Source organism: Gemmata sp. SH-PL17, from assembly GCF_001610855.1.
Lineage (GTDB): Bacteria > Planctomycetota > Planctomycetia > Gemmatales > Gemmataceae > Gemmata > Gemmata massiliana.
Map to the genome: position 1 here is coordinate 8976711 of NZ_CP011271.1, position 19237 is coordinate 8995947.

General features: G+C 63.5%; 15 protein-coding genes. 7 read left to right on the plus strand and 8 right to left on the minus strand.

All coding sequences use genetic code 11. The features are described from left to right. Window positions 1–49 precede the first annotated feature (49 nt). Window positions 50–1471, plus strand: coding sequence for a phosphoribosylamine--glycine ligase (gene purD / locus VT84_RS37600; protein WP_239465608.1), 1422 nt, complete (start codon window positions 50–52; stop codon window positions 1469–1471). Window positions 1472–1478: 7 nt separating this feature from the next. Here purD and purN read toward each other — a convergent pair whose 3' ends face one another. Next, window positions 1479–2099: a phosphoribosylglycinamide formyltransferase gene (gene purN, locus VT84_RS37605; RefSeq protein ID WP_082843161.1), complete on the minus strand. Its 621-nt coding sequence runs from the start codon at window positions 2097–2099 to the stop codon at window positions 1479–1481. Between the two features lie 92 nt (window positions 2100–2191). Between purN and VT84_RS37610 the strand changes: the two genes are divergently transcribed. Further along, entirely contained in the window at window positions 2192–3925 is a 1734-nt protein-coding gene (locus VT84_RS37610) for an arylsulfatase (RefSeq protein ID WP_082843162.1), read from the plus strand. A gap of 52 nt (window positions 3926–3977) precedes the next feature. Here the strand turns inward: VT84_RS37610 and VT84_RS40380 are convergent, their stop codons facing one another. The 5 genes from VT84_RS40380 to VT84_RS37635 form a co-directional block, all read right to left on the minus strand. Further along, window positions 3978–4664 carry a hypothetical protein gene (locus VT84_RS40380; RefSeq protein WP_204249848.1) on the minus strand — a complete coding sequence of 229 codons (687 nt, stop codon included), beginning with the start codon at window positions 4662–4664 and terminating at the stop codon, window positions 3978–3980. Between the two features lie 687 nt (window positions 4665–5351). Then, a complete protein-coding gene (locus VT84_RS37620; RefSeq protein ID WP_082843163.1) occupies window positions 5352–6470 on the minus strand; it encodes an ABC transporter permease in 1119 nt (372 codons plus the stop codon). A gap of 33 nt (window positions 6471–6503) precedes the next feature. After that, window positions 6504–7424, minus strand: coding sequence for an ATP-binding cassette domain-containing protein (locus tag VT84_RS37625; protein ID WP_082843164.1), 921 nt, complete (start codon window positions 7422–7424; stop codon window positions 6504–6506). Between the two features lies 1 nt (window position 7425). Then, window positions 7426–8574 carry an HlyD family secretion protein gene (locus VT84_RS37630; RefSeq protein ID WP_082843165.1) on the minus strand — a complete coding sequence of 383 codons (1149 nt, stop codon included), beginning with the start codon at window positions 8572–8574 and terminating at the stop codon, window positions 7426–7428. A gap of 252 nt (window positions 8575–8826) precedes the next feature. Further along, window positions 8827–11538, minus strand: a complete 2712-nt coding sequence (locus VT84_RS37635; RefSeq protein WP_162271973.1) for a PAS domain S-box protein — start codon at window positions 11536–11538, stop codon at window positions 8827–8829. 74 nt (window positions 11539–11612) lie between these two features. Here VT84_RS37635 and VT84_RS37640 point away from each other — a divergent pair, with 74 nt between their 5' ends. Then, window positions 11613–13070 carry a sigma-54-dependent transcriptional regulator gene (locus VT84_RS37640; protein ID WP_157470296.1) on the plus strand — a complete coding sequence of 486 codons (1458 nt, stop codon included), beginning with the start codon at window positions 11613–11615 and terminating at the stop codon, window positions 13068–13070. Window positions 13071–13387: 317 nt separating this feature from the next. On the opposite strand, the gene VT84_RS39860 is transcribed toward VT84_RS37640, so the two are convergent. Beyond that, complete coding sequence (locus tag VT84_RS39860; protein WP_052549437.1) at window positions 13388–13600, minus strand: hypothetical protein; 213 nt, start codon at window positions 13598–13600, stop codon at window positions 13388–13390. Between the two features lie 268 nt (window positions 13601–13868). Here VT84_RS39860 and VT84_RS37655 point away from each other — a divergent pair, with 268 nt between their 5' ends. From VT84_RS37655 to VT84_RS37670, 4 genes are all read left to right on the plus strand, one after another. After that, window positions 13869–15017 carry a M24 family metallopeptidase gene (locus tag VT84_RS37655; protein WP_082843167.1) on the plus strand — a complete coding sequence of 383 codons (1149 nt, stop codon included), beginning with the start codon at window positions 13869–13871 and terminating at the stop codon, window positions 15015–15017. A gap of 178 nt (window positions 15018–15195) precedes the next feature. Continuing rightward, on the plus strand, window positions 15196–15729 hold the full coding sequence (gene accB / locus VT84_RS37660; protein WP_239465609.1) for an acetyl-CoA carboxylase biotin carboxyl carrier protein: 534 nt from the start codon (window positions 15196–15198) through the stop codon (window positions 15727–15729). 90 nt (window positions 15730–15819) lie between these two features. Continuing rightward, window positions 15820–17172: an acetyl-CoA carboxylase biotin carboxylase subunit gene (gene accC / locus VT84_RS37665; RefSeq protein ID WP_082843168.1), complete on the plus strand. Its 1353-nt coding sequence runs from the start codon at window positions 15820–15822 to the stop codon at window positions 17170–17172. A gap of 212 nt (window positions 17173–17384) precedes the next feature. Continuing rightward, the gene (locus VT84_RS37670) at window positions 17385–17903 is read left to right on the plus strand and encodes a general stress protein (RefSeq protein ID WP_082843169.1); all 519 of its coding nucleotides are present in this window, start codon (window positions 17385–17387) and stop codon (window positions 17901–17903) included. A 75-nt stretch (window positions 17904–17978) separates the two neighbouring features. On the opposite strand, the gene VT84_RS37675 is transcribed toward VT84_RS37670, so the two are convergent. Continuing rightward, complete coding sequence (locus tag VT84_RS37675) at window positions 17979–19175, minus strand: M20/M25/M40 family metallo-hydrolase (protein ID WP_162271981.1); 1197 nt, start codon at window positions 19173–19175, stop codon at window positions 17979–17981. Between the last annotated feature and the right edge of the window lie 62 nt (window positions 19176–19237).

Here is a 19237-nt window from a genome sequence, read left to right on the forward strand (position 1 = left end):
AACTGCGCCAACCTTCTCGCGCGTGGCTTTCGGTTCGAGTGCGGATAAAATGACGGAACAGCACGAAACACGAAAACACGAAGCACAAATCATGAACGTGATGGTGATTGGTAAGGGCGGTCGTGAGCATGCACTGGCATGGCGGCTGAAACAATCGCCGCGCGCGGGCACGATTTTTTGTGCTCCCGGGAACGCGGGCACGGCAAGCGACGGCATCACGAACGTAGCCATCGAGTACACCGAAACGGACAAGCTCCAGCGCTTCTGCCTGCGCGAGAAGATCGGGCTGGTGGTGATCGGTCCCGAAGACCCGCTCGCGGCCGGACTCGCGGACTTCCTCCGCGGGAAGGGGCTCAAGGTTTTCGGACCGTCCAAGGACGCGGCGCGGATCGAGTCGAGCAAGGTGTTCGCGAAGGAACTGATGCGCCACGCGGACGTGCCCACCGCGGAGTTCCGCGTGTTCGACCACCCGCAACCCGCACGCGACTACATCGAGACGCGCGACTACCCTGTAGTGGTGAAGGCCGACGGCCTGGCCGCGGGTAAGGGCGTGGTGGTGTGCAAGACCGGGCCGGAAGCGGTCGCGGCCGTGCGCCGAATCATGACGGACGCGGAGTTCGGGTCGAAGGCCGGTCGGAACGTCGTGGTGGAGAAGCGACTCGACGGCGAAGAAGTTTCTGTTCTCGCGCTCGTGAGCGGGCGCACCTTTTTGCCGCTCCCCGCGTGCCAGGACCACAAGGCCGTGGGCGACGGCGACACCGGACCGAACACCGGGGGTATGGGTGCGTACTGCCCGGCCCCGGTCGCGACCCCGGAACTGATGAAGGAATGGGACCGCACCGTCTTCTTCCCCACGATCCACGCGATGAAGCGCGGGCGCTACCCGTTCCAGGGGGTGCTGTTCGGCGGCTTCATTCTGACTAACCAGGGCACGCGGGTGCTGGAGTTCAACTGCCGGTTCGGTGACCCCGAAACGCAGGTGCTCATCATGCGCCTGAAGACCGACCTGCTCGACCTGCTCGAAGCGGTCGCCGACGAGCGCCTCCAAGAGTTCGAGGACAAGATCGTGTGGGACACGCGCCCCGCGGTGTGCGTCGTGCTGTGCGCGGGCGGGTACCCGGGCAAGTACGACAACGGCAAGCCGATCACCGGGATCGCGGATGCGGACCGGCTCCCGGACGTGAAGGTGTTCCACGCGGGCACGAAGATCGACGAACGCGATCGCCTCGTGACGGACGGCGGGCGCGTGCTGGGTGTGACCGCACTCGGTGACACGCTCGCAGACGCGAAGGCCCGCGCCTACGAAGCGGTGAAGCTCATCAACTTCACCGGGATGCATTACCGCACGGACATCGCGGACAAGGCACTCAAGGTGAAGCCGGTTGCGGCTCCCGCGGAAGCGCCGAAACTGCCGGCGAAGTTCCGCAAACCGGGCACCAGCGATACGAGTGGCGAGAAGCCGGCGAACTGACCGCACCTCAGCCTGAAATCACGACTCGTCGTTCTTGCACCGTAACCCGGCCGTCCGCGATCAAGCGGATGGCTTCTGGGTACGCTTCGCACTCGGCTTGGAAGACACGCGCGGCGAGCGTATCGGGCGTGTCGCCGTCTTTGACGGGCACACACTTTTGCACCAGAATCGGCCCGGTGTCGTAGGTGTCGTCGGCGAAGTGAACCGTGCAGCCCGACACCTTCGCGCCGTAGTTCAGTACCGCCTCGTGAACGTGGTGCCCGTACATTCCTTTCCCGCCGAACGCGGGCAACAATGACGGGTGGATGTTCAGCACCTTGTGCCGGAAGTCTGCCGCGATCGGCAGTAAGTGCAGCCACCCGGCGAGGCACACGAGATCGGGGGCGAATCCGCGCACGGCATCCCACACACGATCCGCGAACGCGGGCGACCGGCCGGGTGCCTTCTCCACGACGCTAACCGGGACGCCCGCTCGCTCCGCGCGCGTCACACCGAACACATCCGCGCGACTGGACACCACACCCACAATCTGGGCGTTCAGCGCCCCGCGTGCGATCAAGTCGATGAGGTTCTGGAGCGTGGTACCGCCTCCACTCACGAGGGCCGCAATTCGGATCGGGTCGGGCATAAGAGTCTGTTTCCGTGTTGATCTTGAACACCTGCTGTGTTCAGTTTAGCGGTGGCTCCGCCGGGGCCATCGCTAAACGGGGAACACAACTCATGCGCTGGCTCCTCTCCGCTCTCATTCTGGCACTGCCTACCTTCCTGTTCGCGGCCGATGCTCCACCGAACGTTCTCGTCCTCATCACCGACGATCAGGGGTTCGGCGACCTCGGCGCGCACGGCAACCCGATCCTGAAAACGCCGAACCTGGACACGTTCGCGAAGGAATCGGTGTGGCTCAAAAACTTCTACGTGTCGCCGGTGTGTTCGCCCACGCGGGCGAGTCTCCTGACCGGGCTTTACAACTACCGAACTGGAGTGGTGGACACGTACCTCGGGCGCTCGCTGATGCGACCCGATGCGAAGACGCTCGCCCAGCACCTCAGTTCCACCGGTTACCGCACGGGACTGTTCGGGAAATGGCACCTCGGTGACAACTATCCGCTGCGCCCGGAGGACCGCGGGTTCCAGCAAACGCTGTGGAGCGCGGGCGGTGGACTCGCGCAGCCGAGTGATCCGCCGGACGCGGACCTAAAGACTGCGTACTTCGACCCGGTGCTGAAGCGAAACGGCTTGGCGGTGAAGACACAGGGCTACTGCACCGACGTGTTCACCAGCGCCGCGGTGAAGTTTATTACGACCGAGAGCGACAAGCCGTTTTTCGCGTTCGTGGCGTTTAACGCGCCGCACGCGCCGTATCAGGTGCCGGAAGCATTCGCTGCGAAGTATGCGAAACTCGACCTCACCGAGAAGAACTTCCCGAAGATCGGTCAGCCGTGGGCCACTCCCAAGTTGAACACCGACGAGATCGCGAAGGCTTACGGCATGATCGAGAACATCGACACCAACTTTGCCGCACTCATGCGGGCACTGGAGGACAAGAAGCTCAAGGACAACACGATCGTCGTCTTTCTGACAGACAACGGTCCCGGCGGTGTGCGCTGGAACGCCGGGTTACGGAACCGCAAGGGTACCGTGTACGAGGGCGGTATTCGGGTACCGTGCTACGTCCGCTACCCGGCGAAAGTGAGAGGCGGGCAGGCGATCGATACGCCGCTCGCACACATCGACATCACGCCGACGCTACTGGAACTGTGTGGCGCGAACTCGGCTGCCGCGTTCGACGGCCGGAGTTTCGCGCGGCAACTTGCCAACACTCCGGGAAACTGGCCGGGGCGCACGCTGTTCTTCCAGTGGCACCGCGGCGGCGAACCGGAGAAGTACCGCGCGTTCGCGGCACGCGGGCCGAAATATAAGCTCGTGCAGTCCGCGGGCGTGGCTCCGAACGCGAAGTGGACACCGAAATACGAACTCTTCGACATTGCGGCCGACCCGTTCGAGGAGAAAGACCTCGCGGCCGACAAGCCGGAGGAAGTTGCCCAACTCAAACGTGAATATGAGGCGTGGTTCTCGGACGTGACGAAGAAGGGTTTTGAACCTCCGCGGATCGTGATCGGTTCGGAAAAGGAGAACCCCGTTTGCTTGAGCCGCCAGGACTGGCGCGGGCCGAAGGCCGGGTGGAACGCGGACAGCGAAGGGCACTGGGAAGTCGAGATCGCCCGAGCCGGTCGGTACAAGGTGATGTTCCATGCTCCCGGTAAACTGGAACGCGGAACCATGAGCGCGACAGGGGAACTCTTCGACGTCCAAGCGAAGGGCACGGATTCGATTTCGATGGAAGCGAACCTGTCGGCGGGGTCGACGCGCCTCTCGGCGAGCGTGAACTTCGATAAGGGCACCCGTGCCGTGACTCACTTAACCCTGGAGTACCTCGGACCGGCGAAGAAGTGAGATCGTGTTCTCGTAGGTGAGAGCGGCCGTGTTGTGAGGCAGCCCCGACTGATCAGGACCGCCCTAGCAACAGATCAACTACCCAGCAGCCGCGACAATGTCGGCGCTCGGTTCGGCAGTGGGTAAGGATGTCTGTGTTGTCGCAGCCCGCATCTTCCAGCACATCGGCCAGGATTGGTGCCGAAGAGAAATCGCGCGTCTCGTACATCGTAGATGCGATTGCAATGGTATCTGGTGTTCGCCACGATTCGTCGAACCGAGTGGACCGAAGCGGGTGGCCCAAGGTGTCATCGATCAGGCTTGTTGCGACAGCCTGATGTTCGGGATGAAACGGTCGCCAAGCCGCCCACACGTAGAACTCGCCAGGAAAACTAGCGAGATAATAGTCGAGCATGTTCCATAGTTTCGGGCCAATCTCACGTAAGCTGAGGAGCCAGGACGCAACCCCGTAGCGGATTTCCAACTCGGCGCGCTGGTCGTCGGGGGTGTCAAAGCGATAGGCCTCAGCCGCGTACTCGGCGTGGTGAAAATACTCACCAGCGAGGAGCAACTGGTCGTCGTCCGCGGTGCCATCCGCGTGCTGTTCGAGCCACTCGACCGCGTGATGCCCGTTGACTTGAGTGAACTGCCACGGTTGGCCATTGCTCGGAGCAACGTCCGGCACTTGTTGAGTGGCGCGATAGATCTTGAACCATTCGGCGGGTGGTTGCGTGGTTTCAAACCACGGTTGGAGTGCCATCAGATCCCAGAGCGGCCGGCCGCAGTCAGCGAATGGCGCGTAACGAATGATCCCGCATTCTAACAGGATTAACTTCCGTCGGGTGACTTGGCGGCGGAGTATTTCAACCAGACACCGGGCTTTGGCCGGTGTTGTTGGGGTGACCCTATTTTCGTTCGCATGGCGGTGACGGCACATGCCGTGTAGCATCGCACGCTGCGTGGTCTGGAACAATCCCTCTGGGAGGCTTGCCGGAATGGTTCACGCCCGCGCCCCTTGAATTTGTGGCCGTATGGCGCTTTTCCATAACCCGATCTAGTCCAGGATACCCTTTTCGACTTGGCGCCGAAGTGAGTAGGTGCCCGCGCCGCAAGAGAGTACAATACACCCGACGAGCCGAGTTGGTTTAGCTCGCTGTTTTACAGCAGGCTGATGTTGCGTCAGCCGAGCGCATACCGTTGCACTCGCCTCGGGGAAGGCTGTTCCAGCACCGCTTTCGCCCGGAACCGGCCGGTGCCCGGCACGGTCTGGAACAACCCGCCGATCGTGGTTCCGTGCCGGGCACCGGCCGGTTCCGGGCGGCGGTGCCGTGAGCCTTCCGCGAATCAGGTCAGGCAGTAGACCGAGCCGGCGCGTCAAAGTCACAAGCCCCACTCGCAGAAACGAGTGGGGCTTGTTTTGTTGTGGTGTTCAATTCGCCATAGTGCTTCACGACACACGCTTCTTGAATTGCACGGCCGCGAGCGTGATAACCACGAACGCCATCGCACTGAGGATTGCGGCGTTCTGCCACAACTCGGCCCATCCAGCACCGCGGAGGATCACGCCGCGGGCCGCGTCGATCATCCACGTCGTCGGGATCACATGGGACAGCGGTCGGAGCAGCGCCGGCATCGATTCGATTGGGAAGATGTACCCCGAGAGGAACACGCAGGGCAGCACACTCCCCATCACCTTTTGCCCGGCTTCCTCGCGCGTGTTCGACTTCGCCGAGATGAGTAACCCGATCCCCAGGGCCGCAACCACGAACGGCAGGTTGATCGCCAGGAGCAACGGGAAACTCCCGGCAATCGGTACCTGGAACACCGCCCTCATGAGGCCGGCGACTGTGAGGAACTGCACAAAGGACAACACCAAATACGGCACCAGTTTCCCGACCATCAACTCGCCGGGGCGGACCGGGGTCATGAAGAGTTGCTCGAGTGTGCCGAGTTCCTTTTCGCGCACGATCGCGTTGGCCGTCAGCATCGAGGCCATCATCTGGCACAGAAAGACCATCAACCCGGGGATGAAGAAGTTGGCCGATCGCGTGTCCGGGTTGAACAAGATCCGCGGACGGCTCTCGACCGGCAGCACCCGGTTACTCAGTGCGAGTTTCAGCGACTCCTGGAGCGCGATTGCGTTGCTCACGTTCAGAGCAGTCGAGGCGACACTCGACTCGGACCCGTCCACGAGAACGAGTAACTGGGCCGTTTGCCCGGCCTGTAACTGGCGCGAGTAGTTCTCCGGGATCTTCACCGCGACGTGTGCTTTTCCGGCCACAATTCGCTGGGTCAGATCCTCGTCGCGGTACACCATTTCCACCACATCGAAGTCGTCCGAGTTCTCGAACGCACGCAGCAGTTCGCGGCTCTCCTGAGTCTGGGCCGCGTCGAAAATCACGGTGCGGATGTGTCGCACGTTGGTGTCAACGGCGTACCCCAGCATGATGAGTTCGAGTACCGGGATGGCGAGCGCGAAGAACAGCGTCCCGCGGTCCCGGAACATGTGCAGGAACTCCTTCCGGGCTACCGATGCGGTCCGGCGGAGTGAAGTCGTCAGGGACATTGGGCAATTCTCCACTGGGCCGCACGTGTGAGGTCACGCGGCTTGTTGTGCTTTCGCGAGGGTGACGAACACGTCTTCCAGGCTCGGGGTGGTGACGCGCACCTGATCGGGTTGCAGTCCGAGGTCGGCCGCATTAGCGCCTTCCGCGACCAGGGCGTGAACCGACTGGCCGAAGATCGTGGCTTCACGAACTGCCGGGTGCCGTTTCAGTCGGTCGAGGGTCGCTGCCGTTTCGCCCCCATTGATTTCCAGGCGCTTCGTGCCCGGCGGGGTCACGGTCGGGAGGCGCTTGAGTTCTTCCGGCGTGCCCAGCGTGAGCAACTTGCTCAGGTACAAGTATCCCACCCGACCGCACCGCTCGGCTTCGTCCATGTAGTGTGTGGTGACGAACAGCGTGACGCCCTCGGCCGCGAGCCGGAACAGCAAGTCCCACAAGTCGCGGCGGGCGACCGGGTCGATGCCCGCGGTCGGCTCGTCGAGGAACACGAGCCGCGGGCGGTGGAGCAGCGCACACACCAGCGCGAGTCGCTGCTTCCAGCCCCCTGATAGCAACCCGGACCGGCGCGTCAGATACGGCCCCAAGCCCGTAAGTTCGACCAGTTCCGCTTGCCGTGCGCGGGCTTCGGTCCCTGGAAGTCCGTAGATGCCGGCGTAAAAGTCCATGTTCTCGCGAACGGTCAGGTCGGCGTAGAGCGAGAACTTCTGCGACATGTACCCGATGTTCTGGCGGATGCCCTCAGGGTCCGCGCTCACGTCTCGCCCGAGCACTTCGGCCCGACCGGATGCGAACGGGATCAGCCCGCACAGGGCGCGGATCAGGGTGGTTTTCCCGGACCCGTTCGGGCCAAGTAGCCCGAATACTTCCCCACGCCCGACATCGAACGACACTTCATCCACTGCTGTGAACTTGCCGAACCGGATCGAGGCGCGCTCGATCATGATCGCGGGTTCCATGTCATTGCCCCCCGGTCGGGGTGACGAAGACTTCGGCCGCCATTCCGGACTTGAACACGCCATGCGGGTCGGTCACTCGCACCTTGGCCGCAAAGACCTGGTGCTTCCGTTCGTCCGCGGATTGCACGTTCCGTGGGGTAAATTCTGCGGTGGACGCGATCTGTGTGATTTCACCGCGGAAGCGCTGACCCGGGTGCGAATCCACGGTCACCTCGACCGGCTGATTTGGTTTCAGCTTGCCCAGGTCGGTGGAGGGGACGAAGACTTTCACCCACAGGTCATCGGCCCGGAGCACGCGGGCTATGGGTTGTCCGGCCGGAAGCACGTCCCCGGGGCGGACCGCCAGCACTTCCACCACGCACCGCTCCGGCGCGGTGACGGTGGCCTCTCGTAAATTCGTCTCGGCTTCGGCGAGTTGGGCCTCGGCTTCGGTCACCGCGGAGTACGCCGCGGCCTTATCTTCTTCCCGCGTGCCCTTGCGGAGCAGTTCGTACCGGGCATCCGCGCGAGCAGCTTCGGCCTCGGCCTCGGTGATTTCTTCCGGTCGGTTCCCTGCGAGTGCCAGAGCGAGAGCCGCGCGAGCTGCGACGGCGTGAGCTTTGGTTCGGTCGCGCGTCGTGATCGCGGCCAGGAAATCGGTTCGGGCGCCGACGCCGGAGTCATTGAGTTGCTTCAATCGGATGTATTCCTCTTCGGCCTGCCGTTCGTCCGCGACTGCGGCTTCGACTTCGGTTCGGGCACGCTCCTTTTCCTCTTCACGGGTTCCAGCTTTGATTCGCGCGAGTCGAGCGCGGGCGGCAGCAGCAGCGGCTTTTGCTTCCGCGATTTCCTCGGGGCGCGATCCGTGATTGGCTTTGTCGAGCGACGCGCGGGCGATCTCCAATTTGGCGCGAGCCTGCTCTAGTCGGGCCGACAGTTCCGGTTTCTCGAACGTCGCAATCACCTGACCCGGTTCCAGAACTTGCCCCTCTGCGACTTGCACGGTTGCGACGCGACCGCCGATTTTGGAGGCGAGTCGGACTTCTTGAATCTCGACCGTACCGGGGAGCCGGAGTTGTTCGGGTCCGTTGCTTCGGGGCCAGTACCACCACGCGGCCGCAGCACCAGTTGCGGCTACCAGAACCAGGAGCGGAATCGGGATCTTCTTCATGACGCACCTCGCGATGCCCCCGCGAAGTCGGGGCGACGGGTTGAGATGCGAGATGGAAAAGCGAACGCTGTACCTATTCGTTAATTATTCTTAATCAATTGGCGGAAATTATTTCGTGGTATTGGCTTGTGTGAGAAAAGAGAATCGAGATTTTCGCTGTTCTGGTGATAGGCGACACCGGAACGCGGGGTCGTGTAGACCCAGGATGGGTCCGCGCGACCCAAACTCGGGATGGGTAGTGGGTGGATCTCGTTAACGCAGAGTGCAGACACGCAACCCGACGAGTTCGCGTGCGATTTGTTCGAGCTGCCCCGCGAGTTCGGAGCACAGTTCGCTGGCTCCGGTCAGGTCTTTGGCGTGTCCCTGGTGTTCCAGCTTCCGAGCGGTTGCGGCGGCGATAGAAGAGAACGTTGCGGTGACACCCTTGCACGCATGGGCGGAACGGGTCAGCTTGTCGGCGTCTTCCCGCTCAACCGCGTCGCGAACTGCACCGAGGAGAGCCGGCGCGCGGTCGCGGAACACCTGGGTGATTTCGTCGAGCAACTCCTGATCGCCGGCACATGCGGCGAGAATAGTTGGTCGGTCGAGCAGTTCCGTTGCGGGCGCAGTTCTTGTGACTACGGGGCGCGCCGTTGCGTACCGATCGAGGGCGGCATACAGTTCGGCCGCTCGAATCGGCTTCGACAGGTACCCGTCCATTCCAACCGCGAGACACCGCTCCCGGTCGCCCTTCATGGAGAACGCCGTGAGCGCGAGAACGGGGCGCCGCGGGAGTTTGTGTTCGCGTTCGTGTTCACGCAAGTGCCGGACCACTTCCAGTCCGTCGAGTTCGGGCATCTGAATATCGAGCAGCGCGAGATCGAATTCACGACCACGAAGGGCGTCCAACGCGGCCCGGCCGTTGTCTACGAGCACGACCTCGTGCCCCGCGCGTTCGAGGAGCCTCCGCGTCAAGATTTGATTCACTTCGTGATCTTCGGCCACGAGAATCCGTAACCGGCGCCCGGTGCGATTCGGCGCACTCGTGGCACACGCGGTGGGAGGTTCCGAGACACTTTCTGTGGCGCGGTCGAGTCGCACTGTGAAAAAGAACGTGCTCCCGAAACCGGGGGTACTGTGAACCCCGATCTGCCCGCCCATCAGCGCGGATAGTCGGCCCGCGATGGTCAGCCCCAAGCCCGTTCCACCGTAGCGCCGGGTGGTCGAGTTGTCGGCCTGCTCGAACGCTCGGAAGACGTGCTCCTGTTTGTCGGCCGGGATGCCGATTCCGGTGTCGCGCACGGTGAACCGCAGCCCGACGCGACCGTCGTCCGGGACCGGCTCGACGCGCACGCTCACGCCACCGCGTTCGGTGAATTTGATCGCGTTCGCGACGAGGTTGGTGAGAATCTGACGCAGCCTGTGCGGATCGCCGGAGAGCGTGTCGGAAACATCAGGTTCGACGTGACACGCGAACTCCAGCCCCTTCCCGCGTGCTTGCACGGCAAACGCCCGGAGGCTCTCATCGAGTAACCGCCGAAGGGCGAACGGTGTGCAATCGAGATCGAGTTTGCCCGCTTCGATCTTGGACAGGTCGAGCAGGTCGTTGAGCGTAGCGAGCAGGGCATCGGCCGACGAACGAACCAGTTCGAGGTACTCGCGCTGCTCGGGCGGCGGGTTGCCGTCGAGTGCGAGGGCCGTCAGTCCAATGATGCCGTTCATAGGCGTGCGAATTTCGTGGCTCATGTGGGCCAAAAACTCGCTCTTGGCGCGGCTCGCCGCTTCTGCCGCTTGAGCGGCCTGACGCAACGCCTCCTCCGCGCGCTTCCGCCCGCTCACGTCCGTTGCGACACCGAGCGCCATGAGTCGCCCGTCCAGGCGGAACGGGCTGATGACCACTTCCGCCTGGAACTCCGTTCCGTCCGGTCGGCGGAGCGAGAGTTCTTCGCGTAAACCGCCCTGCCGCGTGACCTGCTCGGCGACCCGCTCGCGGAGTTCCGCTACTGGCACCCCACCGGCCTGAATTGGGGCGCGGAATCGGGCCGCTGGTTGCCCGACGACGGCCTCGCGCCGGCACCGGAGCATGCCGAGTAGGGCCTCGTTGCAATCAACGATCTGGTCCCGCTCCGCGTCCACCAGGATCACCCCGGCGCTGGTCCCCTCGAACAGCGCGCGGAACTTGGCATCGTTCTCCCGGAGCTGCCGTTCGGTTTCTTTTTGGGACGTGATGTCGTGTGCGAAGCCGTCGAACACGAGCCACCCGTCGGGCGTGGTGCCCGAGAGTTTCAAGCGCCCGCGGACCCATTTCAGGTGCCCGTCGCTGTGCCGGAGCCGGTACTCCACATCGGTCGCAGCGCCCGTCTGGATGGCCGCCATCAGAAGGGCTTCCATGCGCGGGCGATCGTCCGGGTAGATCAGTTCGATGAACCCGGTCGCGTCCCCCAGCGCGTCTTCGGGAACGATCCCGGCCAGTTCGCGGATACCGTCGCTCACGAAGTCGTGGAAAACTCGCCGGGTCGGAATATCGATCCGCATCCGATAGACGACGCCCGGGATCGATGCCGTGACCGTGTGGGCCGCGGTGACCTCCGCGGTTCGCTCCGCGACGCGCCGTTCGAGATCGTCGTTCAGCGCACGGAGCTGTTCCTCCGCGCGCTTCCGGTCGGTCACGTCCCGGAAGTCGATCATCAACCCGCCGACCACTGGATCGGCCCGTAAGTCAGCGGCGACCGCCTCCACGAACCGCCACGCCCCGGACACGAGCGGCAGCCGGCACTCGACCGGGGCCGCGGTCGCGAGTGCGCCGGTCAGCGCGGACCGGTCGTCGGGATGAACGACCTCTTCCACCCGGCGCCCGGTCCAGGCGCCCGCGTACCCGAGTCGCCGGGCCGACGGGCTGACGTACCGGATCACGCCCGCGGCGTCGGTGACGACGAGCAGGTCCGCGGCGTGCTCGACCAGAACCCGGAAGGCGGCGTCGGTCACGGGCTGATCTCGAAACTGTGAGTGTGCGTGGTGATAATGTACTCTCCCAATCCGTGACCGTCCGGAGACCGGCCGTGCCCCGCGTGCTGATGATCGACGACGAGCCGGAACTGCTCCAGAAACTGGTCCGGCACGCGCTACGCGACGGACCGGCCGAACTCCTCGTCGCGCGGTCCGCGACCGAGGGCTTGGCACTGGCGGCGAACGCCCCGCCGGATGTGGTGTTGCTCGACATGCACCTCCCGGACGGGACCGGGCTGGACGTGTTCCGCCGGCTCCGGGCGGCGGACCGGCGCACTCCGGTCGTGTTCATCACCGGGTCGGCCGGCACAGACACCGCCATTGAAGCGATGAAAGAGGGAGCGTTTGATTACCTCTTCAAACCCGTCGAACTGGAGCAACTCAAGCGCGTGGTCGCCCAGGCTCTAGAAGTGAGTCGACTCGTTCGCCAGCCCGCGGTTCTGGCCGACACGCTCCCGACTGACGACCGAACGGACGCGATCATCGGCCGCTGTCCGGCGATGCGCGAGGTGTACAAGGCCGTCGGCCGCGTCGCCGATCAGAACGTGGCGGTTCTCATTACGGGTGAGAGCGGGACCGGCAAAGAAGTGATCGCCCGTGCGATCTACCAGCACGGGCGCCGGGCGACCGGGCCATTCCTCGCACTGAACTGCGCCGCGATCCCGGAGAACTTGTTAGAGAGCGAACTGTTCGGGCACGAGAAGGGGGCGTTTACGGGCGCGGATCGGCGCCGGATCGGGCGGTTCGAGCAGGCCCACGGCGGGACGATCTTCCTCGACGAGATCGGCGACATGCCGCTGGCGACGCAGGCCAAGATGCTGCGCGTGCTGCAAGATCAGGCGTTCGAGCGCGTCGGCGGAAACGAGACGATTAGCACGGATGTGCGGGTACTGGCTGCGACCAACCGCGACTTGCCGGAAATGGTCGCGCGGGGTCTGTTTCGCGGGGATTTGTACTACCGGCTCGGAGTGTTCACGGTCGCCCTTCCCCCTCTGCGCGAGCGCGGGGACGACCTGCCACTGCTGGTTCGTCACTACCTCGGTCGGTACAGCCGGGAGCTGGGCCGAGAAGTGCGCGATGCCGCGCCGGACGCGCTGGAGATCCTGCGTGCGTACCCGTGGCCGGGGAACGTCCGGGAGCTTCAAAGCGTGCTGAAACAGGCGCTGCTACTTGCACGCGGGGAACTGCTGCTACCGGCTTTTCTGCCGGGATCACTCCGGGCTTCGGTTTCTCCAAGTAGCCCACCCATAGACAGCAAATTCGAGTTGGAAGCGTTCGTCCGCGAGCGCTTGGAAGGTGGCAGTCGCGGGTTGTACGCGGAGACAGTTTCCGCGGTCGAACGGGTTCTGTTACCGCTCGTTCTTAAACACACCGGGGGGAATCAGGTTCAGGCCGCGGAGGTGTTGGGGATCACACGAAAGACGCTCCGGGCGCGCTTGCGGGAACTCGGGCTGACCGTTACGCGAGCCGTTGAGCGCGTGGCAGACGAGGACGCGGACTTGGGCGATTGAACGTCTCTACTTGCCGGGAGGCGGTGTCTCATTCGTTCCCGTTTTCGCGCGGCTCGTGGTCACCGCGGTGCGGATGCGTTCGGCGATTTCATGTGGGCGGTAGACGCCAACAAGCCGTATATTCCCCCCAATCGTTTGAATTTCAATCCAACCCACGCTCAGCGCGCTGCCGAGGAGTGTTGGTCCGTTGCGCACGCTTGTAATATCGGCTAGAAGTACGGGCGGGACGGGACGGTGCCAGAAGCCAAAATCGACGACCAGAGCGCGGTCCGTGAGCCGGTACGAGTACGTCACAGTACGGTACAGGAACACGGTCACTAGCACCGGCCACGGCCCCACGCAACCGCGAACAGGGCCAGCGCGCCCAAGCGGTTCGCGAGTTCCGACAGATGGTCCAGGTACCAGCGCCCGGTCCACGTCACGATCGAAACGATCGCGACCGCGACAATCGTGGGCGCCAGCGCCCGCGGGTGGTACCCGAACCAAAATCTGTCGACTTGGGCAGGATCGCTTATTCTCTGATGTGCCATTCCGCGCTCGAATCTCCTGTTTTAACTTAAAAACGCCCCAAAACGTCACATGAGGATAATTGGAACCAGGCTTAACGTCCGTACTCGTCCTACGATTCGTCTGTCGCGTGAGTTGCAGTAATTAATTCAGTTCATTGTTGAATTCTCGCGCCGAAGCCGATAGTAACTGACTTTGACTCCCTTTTTTTCTCCGGTTAGGCGGGTTAAAGTGCCTGTACGTGTGGCACATCACTCGTACTTCCCAGCCCCTCGCACCCATTTCTCTCGTATGAACTACCTTCAACAACGCCGGTCAGCCCTGGGTCAGACACTTAAGGCAAACGGTCTTGACGCATTCCTCGTCACCGCGGCCCCCAACGTAACCTATTTGAGTTCGTTCACGGGAGACTGCAGTTTCTACGCTGCGCTCCCGAAGAACAACGTCATCATCGGTGACACGCGGTTCGAGGAGCAGATCAAGGAAGAGTGCTCGGACCTGGACATTGTTATTCGCCCGCACAACAAAACGACGATCGAGGCGGCGGCCGAAACGCTGACCAAATCTGGTGCGAAGGCCGTTGGTGTCGAGGGGAACCGGATCACGCTCGGCGAACTGGAAGCCTTCAAGCAGTTCGCTCCGAAAATTACGTTCGTCCCGGTCGACGGGGTCGTGGAAAAGCAGCGCGCGATAAAAGACCCCGGTGAGGTCGAGAAGATCCGCGAGTCCGTGCGGGTGGCCGAGCGCGGGTTCCGGATGTTCGTGGCGACGCTCCGCGAAGCCGACAGCGAAAAGGACATGGTGGACGCCCTCGAGGGCTACGTCCGGCGCGCCGGTGCCCGGAGCACGTCGTTCCCGCCGATCGTGGCCGTGGGCGAACGTGGGGCGCTGCCCCACGCCCAGCCGACCGCCCGGCAACTCGGCGAAGGCAGCAAGTTGCTCGTCGATTGGGGCGCGGACCTGCTGTACAAGTCCGACATCACCCGCACCCTGAAGAGCCCGTTCGGGACGTCCCCGAGCCGGCGCAACAAGATGGAGCGCGTGGGCTACGACTTCGAGAAACTCTACGCGGTGGTGCTCGCAGCCCAGAACGCGGCGATGGCAGTGATCCGACACGGCGTGAAGGCGAAGGACGTGGACGCCGCGGCCCGTAAGGTGATCGCGAACGCCAAGTTCGATAAATACCCGGAACTGAAGCTGGGTGACTTCTTCACCCACGGCGTCGGCCACGGGATCGGGCTGGAAATTCACGAGGCCCCGCGCATCCGGGCGAACTCGGAAGACGTGCTCGAAGCCGGTATGGTCGTCACCATCGAGCCGGGTATCTACATCCCGGGGTGGGGCGGCATCCGCATCGAAGACGACGTTCTCATCACCCACGACGGCTGCAAGCTCCTGACCACACTTTCCCGCGAACCTGTGACCCTGAATGTGGGCTAAGTGACTCTCGCCTATTTGATATTTATACAAGTGCTATTTCTCCTGCCGAGTTCCCAAGTTGGAACCGGCAGGATATGGTCGCAACCGACAACATCCCGCGCCACATCACACCAAAACTTATACACTAGCCCCTCATATTCCCCGGTCTTGCCGGGGTTTCGTTATTGAGGGTTTCGCGGTGGCCGACGACAAACGGGATGCGCCCCGGCCGTTCGATGTCAAGACGGTCGAATACCTCCTGAAACTCATGACCGAGCACGATCTCGGTGAAGTGGATCTGACGGAGGGGGAACAGCGTATCCGGCTCCGCAAGCGCGCCGCGATGGTCGCCCCGCCAGCCGCTCCGGTGGCTTACGCCCCGGCTCCGGTCGCACATGTGGCCCCGTACCCGGTCGCTCACGCCCCCGGTGCCCCGGCGCCGGTTTCGGCCCCAGCGAGCGCGGGAGCGGCCCCGGCCGCAGCGTCCAAGAATTACCTCGAGATCAAGTCGCCGATGGTCGGCACGTTCTACATCAAGCCCGACCCGAAGAAGCCCGACTTCGTGACTGTCGGTGCGAAGATCAACGCCAAGACCGTCGTCTGCACGATCGAGGCGATGAAGACGTACAACCCCGTGACCGCCGACTGCGCCGGAACCATCGCCGAAATCTGCGTTCAGAGCGGGGACTTCGTTGAGTTCGGCACCGTTCTGTTCCGGGTCGACCCTTCCTAAACACGAGTCGAAAGTCGTAAGGTCGAAAGTCGTAAAGTCGAAGACCTGAGCGGCTGGCCCCACGGCTTTCGACCTTACGACTTTACGACTATGTTCAACCGGATTCTTGTCGCCAACCGCGGGGAGATCGCGCTGCGGGTGATCCGCGCGTGTCACGATCTCAACATCGAGGCGGTCGCGGTCTATTCGGAAGCCGATCGCGGCGCGCCGTGGTTGGACCACGCCGACCAGACCGTGTGCATCGGCCCGGCCGTTTCCGCCGAGAGCTACCTCAAGATCCCGCGGATCATCGCCGCGGCCGAAAAGACCGGTTCGCAGGCCATTCACCCCGGTTACGGGTTCCTCTCCGAGAACAGCCGGTTCGCGGAGCAGTGCCGCGCGTCCGGCATCGAATTCATCGGGCCGTCCGTGGACGCGATGGACCGGCTCGGGAACAAAGACAAGTCGAAGACGGTGGCGCGAGCCGCGAAGGTGCCCACCGTCCCGGGGAGCGACGGGTTAATCGAGTCCGAGGACGAGGCAAAGCGGTTCGCCCGGAACGTCGGGTACCCGGTGCTGGTCAAGGCGTCCGCCGGGGGCGGGGGCCGCGGGATGCGCGTCGCCCGTGACGAGGCGGAACTCGTGACCGGGCTGGCCGCGGCGCGGGCCGAGGCCGAGGCCGCGTTCAAAGACGGTAGTGTGTTCCTGGAGAAGTACCTCGATCGCCCCCGGCACGTCGAGGTGCAACTCATCGGCGACCAGCACGGGAACGTGATTCACCTCTTCGAGCGCGACTGCTCGCTCCAGCGCCGGCACCAGAAGCTGGTGGAAGAGTCGCCGTCGCCGAACCTGCCGGACAAGGTGCGCCAGGAGATGTGTACCGCGGCCGTGCGGCTCGCGAAGGAGGCCAAGTATTACAACGCGGGCACCTGCGAGTTCCTCGTGGACCAGCAGAACAACTTCTACTTCATCGAAGTGAACGCCCGCGTGCAGGTGGAACACCCGGTCACGGAACTGGTGACCGGGGTAGACATCATCCGCGAACAGATTCGCGTCGCGGCCGGTGGGAAACTCAGCTACGCGCAAAAGGACATCCAGCAGCGCGGGTGCGCGATCGAGGTGCGCATCAACGCGGAAGACCCGGCCAATGACTTTCGCGGGAGCCCCGGTGTGGTAAAGACCTGGCGCCCGCCGGGCGGCCCGGGCGTGCGGCTCGACTCGCACGTGTGTGCCGGGTACCGCGTGCCGTCGAACTACGACAGCATGGTGGCGAAGTTACTCGTTCACCAACCGACCCGGGCCGAGGCGTTCGCGGTGATGCGCCGGTGCTTGCGCGAGTTCGTGGTCGAGGGCATTCACACCACGATCCCGATTCTGAAGACCATTTTCGACAACCCACAGTTCATCGAAGGAAAGGTAGACACCACCTTCATCGAGCGTGTGTTACTGCCGCGCACGGCGTAACTACAAGTAACCCGGGCGCACAAAGTCTGACACGCAACGGGACGCGCACATGTGCGCGTCCCGTTGCGTTTTTGTCACATCATTTCATGCCAATCGTGGGCCTAGCGTTCCGTAGTCGTTCGGCACTGCGTGTGCATCTAGCCTCTTTGTCTGAATCGGATCGGGGCCGCCCGACACATCGAAGCCGGCCCGGTTACATCAGGAGAACCATCATGAAGAAGGCAACAGCGAACGCCGTGGTCGGCGTCTTCTACACTCGGTCGGAAGCAGAATCGGCGATCCGCGACCTGCGCGACGCGGGATTCGCGGACAGCACCATCGGCATGATCGCACGCGACGCCGAAGGCAATATGGTGAACGAGCGAAACAACGAAACGCTCGCCGGTGAGGGTGCCGCGGCTGGGGCGGTCATCGGGGCCGGGGCTGGGGCACTCGTGGGGTTGGGCGTTCTCGCAGGCACCATTCCGGTGATCGGGCCGGTACTCGCGGTCGGTACGCTGGGCACGGTGCTGCTCAACGCGGCCGGTGGTGCGGCGATTCTGGGGCTGGTTGGGGCACTGATCGGTGTCGGTATTCCGGAAGACGACGCTCGATACTACGAGTCCGAAGTTCACGGCGGCCGGTTCCTCGTGACCGTGGAAGCCGGAAATCGGCAAGCCGAAGCGTGGACGGTCCTGCACCGCGCGGGTGGTTACAACCGCACTACGCCGGCGCTCAACGCCTCGGTGTAATCGCGAAGTAAGTGTGCCGAAAATGCCCGAACCCGGCCTTTGGCCGGGTTCGCGTCGTTTGAGAAAGTGCCTCTTTTACTCCGCGGTTGCCAGCGCGAGTGCCAGGCGGCACCCGCTCTCGAACTCGGTCAGGTCTACGAACTCTTTCACTGTGTGAATCTCGTTCTGTCCGGCGCCGAAGGTCACGGTTGGGATGCCGTGCTTGACCATCCAGTTCGCATCTAGCCCACCGTTGGTGACGCGCAGGTTCGGCTCGAGTCCGATCGCGCGGACCGCGGACTCGGCTAGTTTGATGACGGGTGCATCAGGCTTCAACCGGAAGGGGACGTAGTCCAGGCGCGACGTGAACTTTACTTTCGCGGTGCGGCCCTCGTGGTCCTTCACCTTTGACGCGGCGTTAGTGAACGCGGCCTTGAACGCGGCCGTGATGTCGCGCACGAACTTCGCGTCGTGGCTGCGGCTCTCGCCCTTTACGTGAACGAAGTCGGTGACCACGTTGGTCGCGTCGCCGGCGCTCTTGCCATCGGTGGTGCCGACCCAGCCGACGTTGCTTGTTCCCTCACGCTCTTCTTTCACCACTTTGCCGAACCACCCGCCCGCGTGGACCTCGGCCATTGCCAGCGCGAGAACCATTGTCGCGGAGATACCCTTTTCAGGGGCCACGCCCGCGTGGGCCGCCTTCCCGCGAATGTCCACGGTCCAGCGATCGGCGCCGATGGCACCAGTGATGACGTCCGCGGCGCGGCGCCCGTCGAAGTTGAAGCCCACGGTCGGCCCGCCGAGGTCCGCCGGGTTCAGGTGCTTCGCGCCGAACAGCCCGCTCTCCTCGCGCACCGTGAACAGCATCGTGATCGGCGGGTGCGGGAGGTTCTGCTTGATGAGTTCGGCCACGAGCGTGACCAGCACCGCGCACCCGGTGCGGTTATCACCTCCGAGTGCGGTGGTTCCTTCGAGTTCGTTCACCACGCGCTTGCCGACCACTTTCGGCTTCGCCCCAGCGCACAGCGGAACGGTGTCCATGTGCGTCATGAACAGGATCGGCTTCGCGCTCTTCTTACCGGTACCGGGCAACTTCACGATGAGGTTGCCGATCGGCGTTGGTTCCGGGATGCGCGTGTGTGCGTCGTCGAAGCTGATGGCCTTTGCGGGCACGCCGACTTCCTTCAGCGCCGCGACCAGTTCCTTTCCGATGGGCGCTTCGTGTCCGGTGATCGCGTTGATCCCAAGGAACCGCACGAGCCGCTGGACCGCGGCTGCGGTATCGAACTTGATCTCGGGTGGGGTAGTGGCGGTGGCTGGTGGCATGGCTGTGGCTCGAAGGGGAAGCGTGAATT

Excerpts from the sequence above, each read along its gene's own strand:
- VT84_RS37620 (WP_082843163.1), bottom strand. The coding sequence starts at position 6,470 with ATGTCCCTGACGACTTCACTCCGCCGGACCGCATCGGTAGCCCGGAAG.
- VT84_RS37670 (WP_082843169.1), top strand. The coding sequence starts at position 17,385 with ATGAAGAAGGCAACAGCGAACGCCGTGGTCGGCGTCTTCTACACTCGG.
- VT84_RS37655 (WP_082843167.1), top strand. The coding sequence starts at position 13,869 with ATGAACTACCTTCAACAACGCCGGTCAGCCCTGGGTCAGACACTTAAG.
- VT84_RS39860 (WP_052549437.1), bottom strand. The coding sequence starts at position 13,600 with ATGGCACATCAGAGAATAAGCGATCCTGCCCAAGTCGACAGATTTTGG.
- VT84_RS37610 (WP_082843162.1), top strand. The coding sequence starts at position 2,192 with ATGCGCTGGCTCCTCTCCGCTCTCATTCTGGCACTGCCTACCTTCCTG.
- accC (WP_082843168.1), top strand. The coding sequence starts at position 15,820 with ATGTTCAACCGGATTCTTGTCGCCAACCGCGGGGAGATCGCGCTGCGG.
- purD (WP_239465608.1), top strand. The coding sequence starts at position 50 with ATGACGGAACAGCACGAAACACGAAAACACGAAGCACAAATCATGAAC.
- purN (WP_082843161.1), bottom strand. The coding sequence starts at position 2,099 with ATGCCCGACCCGATCCGAATTGCGGCCCTCGTGAGTGGAGGCGGTACC.
- VT84_RS37625 (WP_082843164.1), bottom strand. The coding sequence starts at position 7,424 with ATGGAACCCGCGATCATGATCGAGCGCGCCTCGATCCGGTTCGGCAAG.
- VT84_RS37630 (WP_082843165.1), bottom strand. The coding sequence starts at position 8,574 with ATGAAGAAGATCCCGATTCCGCTCCTGGTTCTGGTAGCCGCAACTGGT.
- VT84_RS40380 (WP_204249848.1), bottom strand. The coding sequence starts at position 4,664 with ATGGCACTCCAACCGTGGTTTGAAACCACGCAACCACCCGCCGAATGG.